At 74.6% G+C, this 16931-nt stretch carries 10 protein-coding genes and 1 pseudogene; 8 read left to right on the forward strand and 3 right to left on the reverse strand.

Annotation, left to right across the window (positions count from 1 at the left end; translation table 11 throughout):
* Nucleotides 1-100: 100 nt before the first annotated feature.
* Complete coding sequence (locus AAT21_RS19735) at nucleotides 101-1114, forward strand: alpha/beta fold hydrolase (protein ID WP_079025818.1); 1014 nt, start codon at nucleotides 101-103, stop codon at nucleotides 1112-1114.
* 75 nt (nucleotides 1115-1189) lie between these two features.
* Here AAT21_RS19735 and AAT21_RS19740 read toward each other — a convergent pair whose 3' ends face one another.
* On the reverse strand, nucleotides 1190-2392 hold the full coding sequence (locus AAT21_RS19740; protein WP_052757884.1) for an FAD-dependent monooxygenase: 1203 nt from the start codon (nucleotides 2390-2392) through the stop codon (nucleotides 1190-1192).
* 77 nt (nucleotides 2393-2469) lie between these two features.
* Between AAT21_RS19740 and AAT21_RS19745 the strand changes: the two genes are divergently transcribed.
* On the forward strand, nucleotides 2470-3105 hold the full coding sequence (locus AAT21_RS19745) for a TetR/AcrR family transcriptional regulator (RefSeq protein WP_046778110.1): 636 nt from the start codon (nucleotides 2470-2472) through the stop codon (nucleotides 3103-3105).
* Nucleotides 3106-3320: 215 nt separating this feature from the next.
* Complete coding sequence (locus tag AAT21_RS19750) at nucleotides 3321-3695, forward strand: VOC family protein (RefSeq protein WP_046778111.1); 375 nt, start codon at nucleotides 3321-3323, stop codon at nucleotides 3693-3695.
* A 25-nt stretch (nucleotides 3696-3720) separates the two neighbouring features.
* Here AAT21_RS19750 and AAT21_RS19755 read toward each other — a convergent pair whose 3' ends face one another.
* Nucleotides 3721-5853 carry a serine hydrolase domain-containing protein gene (locus AAT21_RS19755; protein WP_079025819.1) on the reverse strand — a complete coding sequence of 711 codons (2133 nt, stop codon included), beginning with the start codon at nucleotides 5851-5853 and terminating at the stop codon, nucleotides 3721-3723.
* A 289-nt stretch (nucleotides 5854-6142) separates the two neighbouring features.
* Here AAT21_RS19755 and AAT21_RS19760 point away from each other — a divergent pair, with 289 nt between their 5' ends.
* The 3 genes from AAT21_RS19760 to AAT21_RS19770 all read left to right on the forward strand — a co-directional run bounded on the left by AAT21_RS19760 (nucleotide 6143) and on the right by AAT21_RS19770 (nucleotide 10104).
* The gene (locus AAT21_RS19760; protein WP_046778112.1) at nucleotides 6143-7258 is read left to right on the forward strand and encodes an NAD(P)H-dependent flavin oxidoreductase; all 1116 of its coding nucleotides are present in this window, start codon (nucleotides 6143-6145) and stop codon (nucleotides 7256-7258) included.
* A 5-nt stretch (nucleotides 7259-7263) separates the two neighbouring features.
* Nucleotides 7264-8847, forward strand: coding sequence for an acyl-CoA synthetase (locus tag AAT21_RS19765; protein WP_046778525.1), 1584 nt, complete (start codon nucleotides 7264-7266; stop codon nucleotides 8845-8847).
* Between the two features lie 129 nt (nucleotides 8848-8976).
* Nucleotides 8977-10104, forward strand: coding sequence for a calcium:cation antiporter (locus AAT21_RS19770; protein WP_046778113.1), 1128 nt, complete (start codon nucleotides 8977-8979; stop codon nucleotides 10102-10104).
* Between the two features lie 99 nt (nucleotides 10105-10203).
* Here AAT21_RS19770 and AAT21_RS39155 read toward each other — a convergent pair.
* A pseudogene (locus AAT21_RS39155) lies at nucleotides 10204-10959 on the reverse strand (penicillin acylase family protein); the annotation flags it as partial.
* Nucleotides 10960-11090: 131 nt separating this feature from the next.
* Between AAT21_RS39155 and AAT21_RS19780 the strand changes: the two are divergent.
* Together AAT21_RS19780 and AAT21_RS34555 are read left to right on the forward strand one after the other, a co-directional pair.
* A complete protein-coding gene (locus AAT21_RS19780; RefSeq protein WP_046778115.1) occupies nucleotides 11091-11612 on the forward strand; it encodes a hypothetical protein in 522 nt (173 codons plus the stop codon).
* Nucleotides 11609-16810: a tetratricopeptide repeat protein gene (locus AAT21_RS34555; protein ID WP_052757885.1), complete on the forward strand. Its 5202-nt coding sequence runs from the start codon at nucleotides 11609-11611 to the stop codon at nucleotides 16808-16810. Before AAT21_RS19780 ends, AAT21_RS34555 begins: the two co-directional genes overlap by 4 nt.
* Nucleotides 16811-16931 lie beyond the last annotated feature (121 nt).

Here is a 16931-nt window from a genome sequence, read left to right on the forward strand (position 1 = left end):
TCGGGCGGTCCGGCCCGGACGGCCCGGGACCGGGCGTTGCGGACCGGCGGCCTGGCCGAAACCGGACGGTCAACTACGGCCCTGATTTAGGGTGTTACTCATGAGTAACGCGAGTGGTGTGAGCGGTACGAATGACATCGGCGGCGCGGGGCGCCCCGGCGGGCGGAGTCGGCGCGGGGTCCTGAAGGCGGCCGTCGCCGGGGCCGGGGCGGTCGCGGCGGTGGGCGCGGGGGCCGCCGCCGCACACGCGGACACCCGGGGGCGGGGCGCTCCCGTGTTCGTCCTGGTCCACGGCTCCGGAAGCAACTCCTACGGCTGGAGCCCGGTCCTGCGGGAACTGGGCCTGCGCGGACACCGGGCGATCGCGGTGGACCTGCCCGGCCACGGGCCCGGCGCCTACTTCCCCGTCTCCTACCAGACCCCGCAGGACCTGGAACGGCTGGCCACGGAACCGTCGCCGATCTCGGCGGTGACACTGGCGGACTTCGCGGCCCACGTGGTCGGGACGGTCCGCACCGCGCACCGGTCCGGTCCGGTCGTCCTGGTCGGCCAGAGCCTGGGCGGGGTGACGCTGAACGCGGTCGCCAACCAGGTACCCGAGCTGATCTCCCACCTGGTGTACGCGTCCGCCTTCTGCCCGACGCGGCACAGGTCGGTGATGGAGCTCATGACGACTCCGGAGGCCGCATCCAGCGCCCTGTTCTGGATCCCGGCCTTCAAGACCCCGCCGGAGCTGGGCGTCAACCGGGTCAACTGGCGTTCCGGCGACCCCGCCTTCTTCGCCGCGGTGAAGGAGGCGCTGGCGGCCGACTGGCCGGACACGGAGGTGCGGGCGCTCCTGAACATCCTCGAACCGGACGAGTCTGCGGCGATCGGAGCTGCCGACTCCCGGGGGCTGCCCGACCGGTGGGGGCGGGTGCCGCGCACGTTCCTGCGGTTCGGCGCGGACCGGGCGATCCCGGCCGCGCTCCAGGACCTGATGATCCGCGAGGCGGACGCGACGACGCCGCACAACCGCTTCCGCGTACGGTCGCTGGACGCCCCGCACGTCGGTCCGCGGGACGCGGCCGTGTGGGCGGACGAACTGGAGCGCGTGGCGCGCACCTGCCGCTGAGGCGACGGGCCCGTCACCGTGTCCTGACGGTCGCGCGGGCCCGTCACCGCGGCCGGGGCCGTCCTCGGAGCTGCCTCACCGGCTGCCAACGCCCCCGGGTGCGCCGCCCGTTCCGGCCGGAAGGGTGAATCCGTCGAAGAGGCCGTCCAGCGCTTGGTGCGCGGCCCGGTCTGGCGTGACGCGGACAGCCAGGTCGCGCAGGGCCGCGGCGAGGGGGTGGCTCAGCGCGGCGAACCGGCCCGCGCGGCGGGCCCGGACGCGGATGGCATCGGTGCGGGCGCAGCGGGCCGCGCTGTAGGCGCCGAGGGCCGCCGGCACGCCCCCGGCCCCGTCCAGCAGGTGGGCGAGGATCACGGCGTCCTCGATGGCCTGGCAGCCGCCCTGGCCGAGGTTGGGCGTCATGGCGTGGGCGGCGTCGCCGAGCCAGGCCAGGCGCCCGTGGTGGAAGCGGGGGAGCGGGGCCGCCAGGTCGTACAGGTCGTGCTGGAGCACGGCCGCCGGGTCGATCCGCTCCAGCAGGGCCGGGATCGGGTCGTGCCAGGTCCCGTAGCGGCGCAGGAGTTCGGCGCGGACGTCGGCGGGCCGGTACCCCTCGGGGACGAGGGCGGTGGCGTAGAGGTAGGTCCTTCCGTCGGCGAGCGGCACCACGCCGAAGCGCTCGCCGTGGCCCCATGTCTCCGCGGTCGCCGCCCCGGCCGGGCTCGCGGAGGCCGGCAGGACGGTGCGCCAGGCGGTCTCCCCGCTGTGGCGCAGGCCCGGGTGGTCCGGGAAGTACCGGCGGCGCAGCGGGCTGTGGATGCCGTCCGCGGCGACCACGAGATCGGCGGAGCCGTCGAGGTCACCCGCCGAGGTGCGGACCACGGGGAAGCCGTCGGCGCCGTCCACGGAGGTGACAGCGACGCCGTAGCGGACCGTCCCCGCGGGGAGCGCGCCGGCCAGGGCGTCGGCGAGCGCCGAGCGGTGCAGGGCGAGCGGCGGCCCGCCGTAGCGGGCGGCCAGGGCCGCGGTGTCGGCGCGGCTCAGCCAGCGGCCGTCGGGGCGGCGCAGGCCCATCGCGGCCGGGAGGGTGCGGCCCGCCGTGCGGGTGATGTCGAAGCCGATGGCGTCGAGGGCGCGCAGGGCGTTGGGCGCGAGGACGATCCCGGCGCCGACGGCGGCCGGGCCGGGCGCCCGCTCGCAGACGGTCACCCGCCAGCCCTTGCGGTGCAGGGCCAGGGCCGCAGTGAGCCCGCCGATCCCGGCACCCGAGACCACCGCGTGACGCTGAACTGCCGACATGACGGATCCCTGCCCTCTCCCGGGCCTCTACAGCTGTAGAGGACGACGGTGTCACTCTACAGCTGTAGAGTGACCTGATGTCCACCTCTCCTCCTGCTGATCGCAGAGCGCTGATCGCCGACACCGCGATCGGACTCGTGGCCGCCGCCGGGCTCCGGGGCCTGACCCACCGCGCGGTCGACGCCGCCGCCGGGCTGCCCGCGGGCAGCACCTCGTACTACTTCCGCACGAGGACGGCGCTGATCGGGGCGTGCTATCAGCGGCTGGCCGAACTGGACCTCGCGGACGTGGGCGACGGGAGCCCCTTCGGGACCGCCGAGCCGGCCCTCCCTGGGGCGCCCGGCCGGGATCCGGTCGACCGGGAGGCGGCCGCGGCGGCGCTGGCGGGGCTGCTGTACCGCTGGCTGACCGTGGGACGCGAGCGCCAGCTGGCCCGCTTCGAACTGAGCCTGGAGGCCGCGCGCAATCCGGAGCTGGGGGCGGACCTCCGGCGGGCGGGGCGGGGGCCCCGGGTCCGGGCTGCGGGCATCGTGGCCGCCCTCGGGGCCGACCGGCCCGAAGAGGCCGCGGAACTGCTCGTCGCCTGGACCGAGGGGCTCCTCTACGACCGGCTGGCCGGTGCCCTGGCCCGCTCCCGGCCGGCCCCGGACCTCGCCGAACTGACCGCGGTGGCGCGCCGGATGCTCGCCGCGGCCCTGGCGGACCCGGCCTGAACGCGGAAGAGCCCCGCCGCACCGGGGGATGTGGCGGCGGGGCTCTTCCATCGGTACGCGCCGGCGGGATCAAGGCGGGAGGGCCGGTGCGTTCCTCCTGGTGGAGTGCGCTTACGCTACGCCCGGCGTGGCTGAAAATACACCCCTTCGCATGGCTTGATTCGCACGTCCGGGAGGGGCAGGATTTTCTGTTCGGGCACCTCTAGGATCCGGTCATGATCGCTGAACTGCAGTGCGTGGTCCTCGACTGCCCCGAGCCGCAGGCGCTCGCCGATTTCTACCGGTCGCTGCTGGGCGGCAACGTCAACCAGCAGGACCGGCGTTGGTCCCTCGACGACACCTGGGCGACGCTCCACACGCCGTCGGGTCCGGTGCTCGCCTTCCAGCGGGTGACGGACCATCAGCCGCCGCGCTGGCCCGACCCCAGCCGGCCGCAGCAGTTCCACCTGGACCTCGGCGTCGCGGACCTGGACCGGGCGCAGGAGGAGGTGCTCGCGGCCGGCGGGACCCTGCTCGACGGGGCGGACGGGCGCGGCTGGCGCGTGTACGCGGACCCGGCGGGACACCCCTTCTGCCTGGTCCGCGACTGACCCGCCCCGTCGCTCGGTCCTTCGGTCAGTCCGCGGACCGGCTCCAGCCGACGGCCTCGACGCGGGCCGCGTCGTCGGGCCGGTCCTCCGCGAACAGCAGCCGGGCAGGTTCCGCCACGCGTACGACATCCACGTACACCCCACGCCCGACATAGCGGCCCGTAGCGGTGTGGCGGAACCGCAGCCGCACCTCACGGCCCGCCCAGGCGGCCGTGAGGGGGGCCTCCAGCCGGTGCCAGATACGCCCCGACCAGCCGCCGACGGAGCCCTGCGGCCACTCCTCGGTGACGCCGCCGGTGGACCGCAGGGTGGTGAACGGCAGCGGCGCCCAGTCCACGCCGTCCGGCGAGACTTCCAGGTGCAGGGCGCCCTCCCCTGGCACGGTGTCCCACCACACGGCGCAGCGCAGCCGGGCGGCGGCCGTGGCCGGGGTGAGCGGCGGCAGGGTGAGGGTGCCCGAGCCGCCGGGGACGTTCCCGGAGAACCAGGCGGCGCCGCCGTGCCGCGTACGGACCGGGACGGCGCGGGCGAAGCGGTTGCCGACGGCGACCCGCGGGGCGCTGCCGGCCCGCCAGGTGCGCACGGGGTGGACGGAGTTGCCCAGCAGGATCAGGAAGGAGTCGGTGGAGGGGTCGAGGACGAGGGAGGTGCCGGTGAACCCGGTGTGGCCGGCCGAGTGAGGGGTGGCCATGGCGCCCATGTACCAGTGCTGGTAGAGCTCGAAGCCGAGGCCGTGGTCGTCGCCGGGGAAGGCGGTGTTGTAGTCGGTGAAGAGCAGTTCGACGGAGGCCGGGCGCAGGATCCGCCGGCCCGCGTAGGCCCCGCCGTCGAGGAGGGTGCGGGCCAGGACGGCCAGGTCCCAGGCGGTGCCGAAGACCCCGGCGTGGCCCGCGACCCCGCCGAGGGCGTACGCGTTCTCGTCATGGACCTCGCCCCACACCAGGCCGCGGTCCAGGCCGGACCAGGGCGGCCGCTGCACCTCGGTGGCGGCGGTGATCCGGCGCCAGGAGAGCGGCGGGTTGTATCGCGTGCGGTGCATACCGAGCGGAGCGGTGATCTCGTCGTGGAGCAGGACATCCAGAGTGCGACCGGTGATCCGTTCCAGGAGCAGTTGCAGCGCGATGAGGTTGAGGTCGGAGTAGCGGTAGACGCTCCCCGGGGTCTCCTGCGGCCTGACCGACCACAGCAGCCGCAGCCGCCCCTCGCGCGTCGGCTCCTGGTAGAAGGGCGCCCACGAGCGAAGTCCCGAGGTGTGCGTGAGCAGCTGACGGACCGTGATGATCTCCTTGCCGCCGCCGGTGAACTCCGGCAGGTAGCGGCGCACCGGAGCCTCCAGCTCCAGTCGCCCGCGCTCCATCTGCTGCACGGCCAGGATCGAGGTGAACAGCTTGGTCAGCGAGGCCAGGTCGAAGACGGTGTCCTCGGCCATCGCGATCCGCTCGGCCGCGGGGAACTCCCGTACCCGATCGGTCCGTACGTCGTAGTCCGCGTACCGGACGGCATGGCCCATGGCCCGGTGCAGGGCGACGGTACGGCCCCGGCCGGCCAGGACCACCGCCCCGGCGTAGTACGGATGCTCGGGGGAGGGGCCCAGGAACCGCCGGGCCTCGTCCGCCACCGCCTCCAGGTGCCGCTCCAGCAGGCCGGCCTGGCGCGCGGACCCGTACCGCAGGCGCAGCCCCTGCAGGGCGCGCCGCTCGGCCGGGTTGCCGGCCGCACCCGCCGCGCCCGGGAGCGCCGCGTGCAGCACGAGCACCCCGCCGAGCGCGAGCAGCCGCGCCCCGAGCCGCCGCCGGCTCAGCGCCCGCCGGGACCCGGACGCCGCGCCGCGCCCCTGTCCCCCGTCCTCCCCCTGCTCCGGCCGCCCCCCGTGGCCCCGTCCCCGTTCGGCCTCTTGCTCCCGCCTCGGGTCCCGCTCCGGCTCCCGCCTCGGCTCCGGCTTCCGCTTCGGCTCCCGCCGTTGCGTCCGCTCCCGGTGCGGGTCCCGCCCGTGCGCCCGATCAGGCCTCTGCTCCCGCTGGGAACGGGGTCCGGGGGCCTGTCGGGCTGCTGTCTCCAAGGCGGCGTCCCCGTGCTCGTACGGCTGCTCACGGCCTGCGCCGCCCGCCCGTTCCGTACCGGCCTCCGCCACCGCCTCGGCCCCCGTGTCCACTGCCATGTCCGGCCCTCCTCGTCCGCAACCCGCAACCCGCAACCCGCAACCCGCACTTCGCGCCCGCGGTCCCTGCCGGATGCCCGTCCCGCCCGGCCCGCCCCGGCGGGAGACGGGCCCGCCGCAGGCGAGCAGGCCCGGACCTCCCGGCTCCCGGATCTGCCGAGCGAGCCGCAGGCTATTGGGTATCTGCCCGCCCCTCGGTCACCCTCCCCACCGACCGGGCCGTAAAGAATCTGACACTGCATCAGAAAATCTCTTCCCTCGGCCGCCGGGCTGCGGCATCCTGCCGCCCATGGAGACGGAGCTGAGCAGGAAACTGGGAGTCGAGCACGCCATCTTCGGCTTCACGCCCTTCCCCGCGGTCGCCGCCGCGATCACCCGGGCGGGTGGATTCGGCGTTCTCGGCGCGGTCCGCTACACCGCGCCCGGCGACCTCAAACGCGACCTCGACTGGATGCAGGCGCACACCGACGGCAAGCCCTACGGTCTGGACGTCGTCATGCCCGCCAAGAAGGCCGTCGACGGGATCGGCGAAGCCGACATCGAGGCGATGATCCCGGCCGCTCACCGCGCCTTCGTCCGCGACATCCTCGCCGAACACCACGTGCCCGAGCTCGCCGAGGGCGAGGCCTCCGGCTGGCGCATCACCGGCTGGATGGAGCAGGTCGCCCGGGGCCAGCTCGACGTCGCCTTCGACTACCCGGTCAAACTCCTGGCGAACGCCCTCGGTTCCCCGCCCGCCGACGTCATCGCCCGCGCCCACGACCACGGCGTGCTCGTCGCGGCCCTCGCCGGCAGCGCCAAGCACGCCCGCCGTCACGCCGAAGCCGGCATCGACGTCGTCGTCGCCCAGGGCTACGAGGCCGGCGGCCACACCGGCGACATAGCCACCATGGTCCTGGTCCCGGAGATCGTCGAGGCCGTCGCCCCGCTCCCGGTCCTCGCAGCCGGCGGCATCGGCAGCGGCGAGCAGATCGCCGCCGGCCTCGCCCTCGGCGCCCAGGGCGCCTGGCTCGGCTCCCTCTGGCTCACCACCACCGAGGCCGACCTCCACTCCCGCGCCCTCACCGAGAAGCTCCTCGCCGCCGGCTCCGGCGACACCGTCCGCTCCCGCGCCCTCACCGGGAAACCCGCCCGCCAGCTGCGCACCGAGTGGACCGACGCCTGGGACGACCCGGCGGGGCCGGGCGCGCTCCCCATGCCGCTCCAGGGCCTCCTCGTCGCCGAGGCCGTCTCCCGCATCCAGAAGTACGAGGTCCAGCCGCTGCTGGGCACCCCCGTCGGCCAGATCGTCGGCCGCATGAACAGCGAACGCAGCGTCCAGGCCGTCTTCGACGAGCTCACCAGCGGCTTCGAGAAGGCGATCGACCGCATCAACCGCATCGCCGGCCGAGTCCGAGAGGCGTGACCGCCATGACCGCCAGCACGTCCACCGCCCCCGCCGCCGACCGGCAGCCGCCCAACGGCTTCTGGGCCCAGGCCGCCGCCGATCCCGGCCGCACCGTCCTGACCGCCCCGGACGGCGAGGAGTGGAGCGCCGGCCGGCTGCACGCCGACGTCAACCGGCTCGTCCACGGGCTGCGCGCCGCCGGGCTGGAGAGGGGCGACGTCTTCGCCGTCGTCCTCCCCAACGGCGTCGAGTTCCTCACCGCCTACCTCGCCGCCTCCCAGGCCGGCCTCTACCTCGTGCCCGTCAACCACCACCTGGTGGGCCCCGAGATCGCCTGGATCGTCTCCGACTCCGGCGCCAAGGTCCTCATCGCCCACGAGCGCTTCGCCGAGGCCGCCACCGCCGCGGCCGACGAGGCGGCCCTGCCCGGAAGCCACCGCTACGCCGTCGGAACGGTCCCCGGCTTCCGCCCGTACGGCGAACTCCTCGACGGCCGGCCCGCCACACCCCCGGCGGACCGCACCCTCGGCTGGGTCATGAACTACACCTCCGGCACCACCGGCCGCCCGCGCGGCATCCGCCGCCCCCTGCCCGGCAAGCTCCCGGAGGAGACGTACCTCGGCGGCTTCCTCGGCATCTTCGGGATCCGCCCCTTCGACGGCAACGTCCACCTGGTCTGCTCGCCGCTCTACCACACGGCCGTCCTCCAGTTCGCGGGCGCCGCCCTGCACATAGGCCACCCGCTCGTCCTCATGGACAAGTGGACCCCGCAGGAGATGCTGCGCCTCATCGACGCCCACGCCTGCACCCACACCCACATGGTGCCCACCCAGTTCCACCGGCTCCTCGCCCTCCCGCAGGAGACGAAGGAGGCCTACGACGTCTCCTCGATGCGGCACGCCATCCACGGCGCCGCGCCCTGCCCCGACCACGTCAAACGGGCGATGATCGACTGGTGGGGCGGCTGCGTGGAGGAGTACTACGCGGCGAGCGAGGGCGGGGGCGCCTTCGCGACGGCCGAGGACTGGCTGAAGAAGCCGGGCACGGTGGGCAAGGCCTGGCCGATCAGCGAGCTGGCCGTCTTCGACGACGACGGCAAACGGCTGCCCCCGGGCGAACTGGGCACGGTCTACATGAAGATGAACACCGGCGGCTTCAGCTACCACAAGGACGAGGGCAAGACGAGGAAGAACCGCATCGGCGACTTCTTCACCGTCGGCGACCTCGGCCTGATGGACGAGGACGGCTACCTCTTCCTCCGCGACCGCAAGATCGACATGATCATCTCCGGCGGGGTCAACATCTACCCGGCCGAGATCGAGTCCGCCCTGCTCACCCACCCGGCCGTCGCGGACGCCGCTGCCTTCGGCATCCCGCACGCTGACTGGGGCGAGGAGGTCAAGGCGGTCATCGAACCGGCCGAGGGCTTCGCAGCCGGCGACGCCCTGGCCGCGGAGATCCTGCACCACTGTGAGCGCCGGCTCGCCGGGTACAAGCGGCCCAGGACCGTCGACTTCATCGAGACGATGCCTCGCGACCCGAACGGCAAGCTCTACAAGCGGCGGCTGCGGGATCCGTACTGGGAGGGCCACGAACGCGCCATGTGAGCGCGGGCCCCGGAGGCAGACCGGGGCCGGGGGCGGCCACGCCGGGAGATCCATGAGAAACGCCACGCCAGGTCCGGGGGAGCGTGCCGTGCGACGCGCCGGAGGGACACTTCTGGCAAGTTGGCAGATATGGGTACGACGAAGCGCAGATCCCCCCTGACCGACTGGACCGTCCTGGTCCCCGTGGTGGCGCTGGTCGCGCTGGTGTTCAGCTGGGGGCGGGAGCTACCCGGCTTCGCCGTGGTGTTGGTCGCCCTGTGCCTGGCCGGTGCGGTCCTGGCAGCCGTCCACCATGCCGAGGTCGTCGCCCACCGGGTCGGCGAACCCTTCGGATCCCTGATCCTCGCCGTCGCCGTCACGGTCATCGAAGTGGCACTCATCGTCACCCTGATGGCCGACGGCGGGGACAAGTCCGCCTCGCTCGCCCGGGACACCGTCTTCGCCGCCGTCATGATCACCTGCAACGGGATCGTCGGCGTGTCCCTGCTCGTCGGCGCCCTCCGCAACCGGGTCGCCGTCTTCAACCCCGAGGGCTCGGGCGCGGCCCTCGCCACCGTCGCCACCCTGGCAACCCTCAGCCTGGTCCTGCCGACCTTCACCACGAGCAAGCCCGGCCCGGAGTTCTCCACGGGGCAGCTGACCTTCGCCGCGGTCGCCTCGCTCGCCCTGTACGGGCTGTTCATCGCCGTCCAGACGGTCCGGCACCGCAACTACTTCCTGCCCGTGGACACCAGCGGGGACGCGGACACCGGCCGGGACGCCGACGCGTACCAGGTGGACGACCACGCGGCGCCGCCCACCGCGGCCGCCGCCCGGCTCAGCCTCGGCCTGCTGCTGGTCGCGCTCGTCGCGGTGGTCGGCGACGCCAAGGCCGTCTCCCCGACCATCGAGGCGGCGGTGGCCAAGGCCGGTCTGCCTCAGGCCGTCGTCGGTGTGATCATCGCCCTGCTCGTCCTGCTGCCGGAGACCCTGGCCGCCGTCCGGGCCGCCCGCCGCGACCGCGTGCAGACCAGCCTCAACCTCGCCTACGGATCCGCCATCGCCAGCATCGGACTGACCATCCCGGCGATCGCGCTGGCCTCGGTCTGGCTGTCCGGCCCGCTCCTGCTCGGCCTCGGCCCGGTCCACATGGTGCTGCTCGCGCTGACCGTGGTGGTCAGCACGCTCACCCTCGCCCCCGGCCGCGCCACACTGCTGCAGGGCGGGGTGCACATCGTGGTGCTGGCCGCGTACCTCTTCCTGGCCGTCAGCCCGTGAGGGCCGGTGCCCGAGCCGGGGCCGGGGCCGGGGCCGGGGGCTGGGCCTGCGCCTGGGCCGGGGCATGGGCCTGGGCCGGGAAGAGGCCGCGGGCGCCGGTCAGCGCCGCTCGCGCACCGGCACCACCTTCAGCCCGGGCGAGGTGAGGATGTCCCGCTCGCAGAGCCGCGCCCGGACCCAGCGCTCCTCGCAGAACAGCCGGATCTGGTCCGCGTGGTACAGCGAGCCCCGGTCCGAGGACTGGCTCTACGTCAGCAGCGTGCGGGCCCCCGGGCAGGAACTGCCGTCCCAGCCGGCCGCCTGGATCTGGCTGGACCCGTGCGCGACGTCCGGACAGCCACCGGCCGCCGCGTTCCACCGCGCCTCGATCCTGTTCCAGGCGCCGAGCGCATCCGTACCGCCCCGACCGGCCGTTTCCGGCCGCCCCGGACCACGAACCGGTGCTCGCCCAGCGGGCGTCCAGCGCGATCCCGGCCGCCCGCAGCCCCGCCACGGTGTCCGCGAGCGCACGCCCGATGCCAGGGGCCGCCCGGTTGACCGTCCGCGGCGTACCTACGGGGTCGGCGGCCGAGAACGGCACCAGCCACAGGTCCGTGGCCGGGGTCGAGGCCGTCAGCCTGCACCAGAACCGGTCGAGGAGCAGCGCTCCACGGCTGCCGGCGTCGGTCGTACGGTCCCGGCGTCCCGGCACGCCGCCAAGACGTCCACCACCGAGCCGTTGCCCGCCGTGGCCGTGCCACCGGGCAGGGCGGAGCAGGCCTTCGCCGCATCCGCCGCCGCCAGGTCACCGGCCGGAGCCCGGTTCGCGAACTGCAGCCGCTCCGGATCGGCCACCGTCAGCCGGCCCTTCGCGGCCACGGGGGCTCTCCGCTCCGCCCGGCGACAAGAACGGCTTGAAGTGATCCAGGTCAACCGGGTTGCTGCGGTGCAGACTTGCCACTGAGGATGGAGAAGTGTTTCGACTGCCTTCGGAGGGGAACAGCGTCGTGGACCCTGCTGTCGCAGCTGTCGCGGCCACCGCCGCGACCACGCTCGTCACCGCGATGACGACAGACGCGTGGGACCACACCCGGCGCGGCTTCGGCCGACTGCTCGGGCTCGGCGGGCGGGCCGGGGAAGGCGGCGCCGTCGGGGCGGAGGCCGAGGCGGAGCTGGAGCAGGCGCGAGAGACCGTGCTCACCGCGTACGAGCGCGGCGACGCGGCGGCCCTGGGCGAGGCCCACGAGAACTGGGCGGCGCGGCTCGGGGCGGCACTGGAGGCGAATGCCCACCGCTCGGCCGAGTGCGAGCGGCTGCTGCGCGAACTGATCGCCGGGCAGCCCGGCGCCGACGGCGAGATCCGCGCCCTCGGGGCGGCCCTGCGCGGGTCGCAGACCCACGGGGTCTACAGCCAGGTGATCCAGAGCGGCGGCGCGGGCGCTCAGGGCCCGGGGGCCAGCGTGACCGTGAACAACCACCACCACGGGCCCGGCGCGGCCCAGGCCGGGACTCCCCGCGGAGAGTCTTGACCGAGCCACGCTACGAGCAGTACCTCACCCCCGGTTCGGCCGCCGCGCAGGGCCCGGGCGCAAGGGCCACCGTCAACCACTATCACGGGTCTCCCGGGCCCGGCATCGAGGCGCTGCCGGCGCCGTCGGCCCCGGCCACCGACTGGCTGATGGCGCAACCCAGCCGGCTTCTCGACGCGCGCAGCCGTGTGGTGCCCTTCATCGGCCGGGAGGCCGAACTGGAGCGGCTGCGGCGCTGGCGTGACACCCGCAATGCCCGCCTGTCGGTACTGCTGCTCCACGCTCCCGGTGGGGAGGGCAAGACCCGCCTCGCCATGGAGTTCGCCGAGCGGTCCCGAGACCCCGGCCGACCGGCCGCGGAACGCTGGCAGGTGCTGCACGCCGTGGTCCGCGACGGCGGCCCCGCCCAGGACCCCGGCACCCGACCGGCCGAGGACGGCGTCGGCGTCCTGCTCGTCGTGGACTACGCGGACCGCTGGGCGTACAGCCAGCTGGAGCGGCTGCTGTCCGAGCCTGTCCTGCACCGGCAGCGGCCCACCCGTGTCCTCCTGATCGGCCGTACGGTCCGCTGGTTCGCGGCCCTGCGCGGTGAACTCCACGACCGGCGCGCCGAGATCGACGACATGCTGCTGCCCTCCTTGGACGCGGACCGGCTGCGGATGTTCACCGCCGCCCGCGACTGCTACGGTGCGAGCGACCTCTACGACCTGCCGGACACCTCCGAGGTCGCACCGCCCGCCCTTCTGGACCGGCCCGACTTCGGACTGACGCTGACCCTGCAGATGGCGGCGCTGGTCGCCGTCGATGCCCACGCGCGCGGGCGCCGGCCGTCCCTGACCGAACCGCACGAGCTGTCGGCGTACCTTCTGGACCGTGAATACCGGGCGTGGCAGAGGCTGTTCGAGGCCGGCGGCTCCGGACTGGACTACAAGACCCGGCCCGCCGTCATGGCCAGGACGGTGTTCACCGCCGCCCTGACCGGGGCGGTCAGCCACGGCACCGGCGCCCGGGCGCTGCGCGCCCTCGACCTGCCGGGCCATCCGCAGGACCTCCTCCTCGACCACCGGTTCTGCTATCCGCCCGTCGAGCGCGACCTGTTCCTGGAGCCGCTGTACCCCGACCGGCTCACCGAGGACTTCCTCGGGCTGTTCACCCCGGGACACGACATCACCGCGTACGACCCGGACCCCTGGGCGGGCGATGTCCCGGCGGCCCTGATGGGCGGGGACCTGGGGCCGGCGGTGGCCCCGCGGGCCGTGACGTTCCTGGCGTCCGCGGCCGCCCGCTGGACGCACGTCGGCCGTCGGGTGCTGTACCCGCTGCTGCGGTCCTCGCCCTACCTCGCGGTCACCGCGGGCAGCCCCGCCCTGACGACGCTCGCCGCCCTCGCCGCGCCGGGCGAAGCCGGCGGCGAGGGTGAGGCGGGCGGCGCGGGCACCGGCAGCGAAGCCGCGCCGCCACTCGACGCCGATCTGGTGGCGGTACTGGAGGCCGTGGAAGCCGTGCTGCCCTCGGGCCGCCACGTGGACCTGGACAACGGAATCCTCGCCGTCGCCGAGGCGCTGACCGCGCACCGGCTGGCCACCACCGAGGACCCCGCCCGGCGGGCCGTGCTGTACGGGACGCTGGCGTGGCGCCGGGCCAACGCGGGCCGCCGCGAGCAGGCCGTCTTCCCCGCACAGGAGGCCGTACGGCTGCACCGGGGGCTCGCCTCCGAGGACCCCGCGCACCTCCCCTTCCTCGCGAACTCCCTCGGTGTGCTCGGCGAGCGGCTCTCCGCCGCCGGCCGCTGGGAGGAGGCGCTGTTCACCGCCGAGGAGTCCGTCGCGATCGGCCGGCGCCTGACCGCCGTTGACCCCGCCGCCCACCAGGACCGCCTGGCGGGCGCGCTGACCGGCCTCGGCAGCAGTCTGTCGCGGCACGGCAGGCGGGCGGAGGCCCTGGCCGTCACCGAGGAGGCCGCCGAGCTGTACCGGCGGCTGTCCGAAACCGACCCCGTGTACGCTCCCGACCGGGCCGCGCTCCTCACCCACCTGGGCCTGCGGCTCCTCGACGCCGGCCGCACCGAGGAGGGCCTGGCCGCCAGTGAGGAGGCTGCCGGGCTGTACCGGCGGCTGTCCGACGCCGACCCCGGCGGCGAGCGGCACCACTTCGCGCGCTCCCTCATCAACCTGGGGGCCGCGCTGCGCGCCGTCGGCAGGCTGGAGGAGGGCCTGGAGGTCACGGAGGTGGCCGGCGACCTGTACCGTCGGCTCGCGGCGGCCAACCCCGCCGCCCACCAGCCCGATCTGACGGCCGCGCTGGTCAGCCTCGGGGGGTTCCTCGCGGAGATGGGCCGGGGCGAGGAGGCCCTGGCCCCGGTCGAGGAGGCCGTGGCGATCCAGCGCCGGCTCGCGGAGTCCGACCCCGCCGCCCACAGCCTCGATCTGGCCCGGGTGTTGAACGACCTCGGGACCCGGCTGCTCGCCCTGGGGCACGAGGAGCGGGCCCTGGCGGTGACGAGGGAGGCCGACGACCTGTACCGGCGGCTGGCTCGCGCACATCCCACCGTCGACCTTCCCGAACACGCCGCCGTACAGAACCGGTTGGCCCGGGAGCCGGACCGGGTCCGGGAGGAGGCGCTGGCGGCCACGCGCGAGGCGACCGAATTGTACCGGCTGCTTGCCGACCCGCCGACCGGCGCCGACCTCAGCACGCAGGCGGCGCGTTTGGGCAGGGTCGGTGAGACGCTGATCGGGCTCGGGCGTTTCGAGGAGGCCCTCACGGCCGTGGAGCGGGCCGCGGCCGTCCACCTCGACATCGGCGACCGGCGCCGGGCGGCCGAGCTGCTCCTCCAGTCGGGCAGCGCCCTGGCCGGCGTACGGCGGCAGAAGGAGGCGATCGGCCTGTTCGAACAGGCCGTTCAGCACTTCGACCGGCTGGGTGAACGGGCTCTGCTGGGAGCCACGCTCACCAACCTCGGCACCTCCCTGGCAGCCGACGGTCGCACCGACGAAGCCGTCACCGCCTGCGAACGGGCCGCGGCCATCTTCCGGAGCGGCGGTCCGGGCGGCGGTAGCGCCGGTGCTGACGCGGCCGGTGATCCGGGCCCTCTGGAGATCGCCGCGCTCACCAACCTGAGCAATGCCCTCACAGCCGCCAAGCGGTACGCCGAAGCCGCCGAAGTCAGCCGGCGGGCCGCAGCCCTGAGCGCCGGCGGCGGCCATGACCACTTCGGCAGCGCGCCGCTCCACAACCTGGGCAACGCCCTGATCAACGAGGGCCGGTTCGAGGAAGCCATCCCGCCCGTCCGGCAGGCCGCCGCCCTCTACCGTCTGGACGGCGATCGAGACCGTGAAGCCGATTCCCTCGCCAACCTCGCCGTCGCCCTGCACCGTACGGGTCGACTCGACGAGGCGATCACCACCTACCAGCGCTCGGCCGAGCTCTTCGGAGAAACCGGCGAACGCGGCAAGGAGTGCTGGGTGCTCGACGGTCTCATCCCGGCCCTGATCGGAGCACGACGCTACGAAGCGGCCGTCGACGCCGCGCAGCGGTCCGCCACCCTCTACCGTGACCTGGGCGACCGTACGGGTGAGGCGTCCGCGCTCATCAACCTCGGCAACGCCGCCGGCCAGGCAGGCCGTTACGCTGAGGCGGCCACCGCCTGCGGGAAGGCGGCCGCCCTGCTGCGGGAGACCGGCGACCACGAGCGCGAGGGCAATGCGCTGTCCAACCGCAGCGAGGCACTTGCCCGGGTGGGACGCCACGACGAGGCTGCCGCCGCCTGCGAAGAGGCCGTGGCCGCGTACCGCCGGTCCGGCAGTCGGGCGCGGGAGGCCGTGATGCTGCGCAACCTCGCCATCCGCCTCTTCCAGGCCCATCGCTCCGACGAAGCCATCGCCGCCTACCGGCAGGAGCTCGCGGTCCACCGGGAGACCGGCGACCGCCGGGGCGAGCTGACCGCCCTGCGCAGCCTCTCCCTCGTCCTGGTCCACGAGGGACGGTACGAGGAGGCCGTGCCCGCCTGTGAGCAGGGACTCGTCTGCTGCCGCGCGGCCGGCGACCGCGAGCACGAGGGGGAACTCCTGGACCGGCTCGGCGAAGCACTGGGAGCACTGGGCCGCGTGGAGGAGTCGGCCGCCGCCCGGGAAGGCGCCGTCGCCGTGCACCGGGCCGCCGGCGACAGGGCGGGCGAGGCGGCGGCCTCAGCCGAACTCGGCTCCGCTCTCATCCGACTGGGACGGTACGAGCAGGCCGCCGACGCGGGCCGGCACGCCGCCGAGCTGCACCGGCTGGCCGGTGACCGCGCCCACGAGGCCCATGCCCTCATCGTCGTCGGCACTGGCCTGGAGCATCAGGGGAAACCGAAGAAGGCCATCCCTGCCTACACCCGGGCGGCGGAGCTGTCCCGCGAGATCGGCGACGCCCCCGCCGAGGCCACGGCTCTGCGCCGGCTCGGCGGCGCCCTCGAAGCGGCGGGCCGGGACACGCAGGCCATGACCGTCCTGCAACAGGCCGCGGCCGTCTCCCGGGGCGCCGGCGACCAGGAGGGCGAGGCCATGGCCCTTTACCACCTGGGTGAGAAGCTGACCAACGCCGGCCGGCTCGAAGAGGCCGTCGTAGCCCATCGGCGCGTCGCCACCGTGTTCCGTGAACTGGACCGCCCGGACCTCGAAGGGTCCGCACTCCTCAACCTGGCCCGCGACCTACGGGTGTTGGACCGAGACGAGGAGGCCGTCGCCGTCTACCGGCGGGCCGTGGTCGTCTACCCCCGGACGGAGGACCGGGCGCGGGAGAACCAACTCCACCTCCACCTCGGCATGACGCTGGAGAAGCTGGGCCGGCGCGCCGACGCCCTCCTCTCGTACGGACGTGCCGCGGAGCTGTTCCGCGCCGCACAGGACCGCACCAACGAAAGCCAGACCCTGTACCGCTACAGCGTCCTGGCCGTGGAGCTCCGGCAGTACGGGGACGCCGTCCCCGCCCTCGAGCGGTACCTGGCGCTCTGCCGGGACGCCGCCGACGGGCAGGGCGAGGGTACCGCCCTGCTCATCCTCGGCGGCCTCCTCGTGGACGTGGGACGGTATGAGGAAGCCGTGACCGTCAACGACCAGGCAGCCAGTCACTTCCGCGCCGAGGGCAGGACCCGGGCGATGGACCTGGCCCTGACCCACCGCAGCAAGGCCCTCCACGCCCTGGGCCGCCGCGACGCCTGACCGGGGGCCGCGACCGCGCGGGGGCTGCGGGTCAGGCGCGGATGCGGTGGGCGCGGTGGCGCTGTTCGGCCGCCAGCGACCCGCACGCGGCCACCCGTCCGACCTCGTCCTCCGCGCCTTC

Origin of the sequence: Streptomyces yangpuensis (assembly GCF_001005295.1) — a bacterium.
Classification (GTDB): Bacteria; Actinomycetota; Actinomycetes; order Streptomycetales; family Streptomycetaceae; genus Streptomyces; species Streptomyces yangpuensis.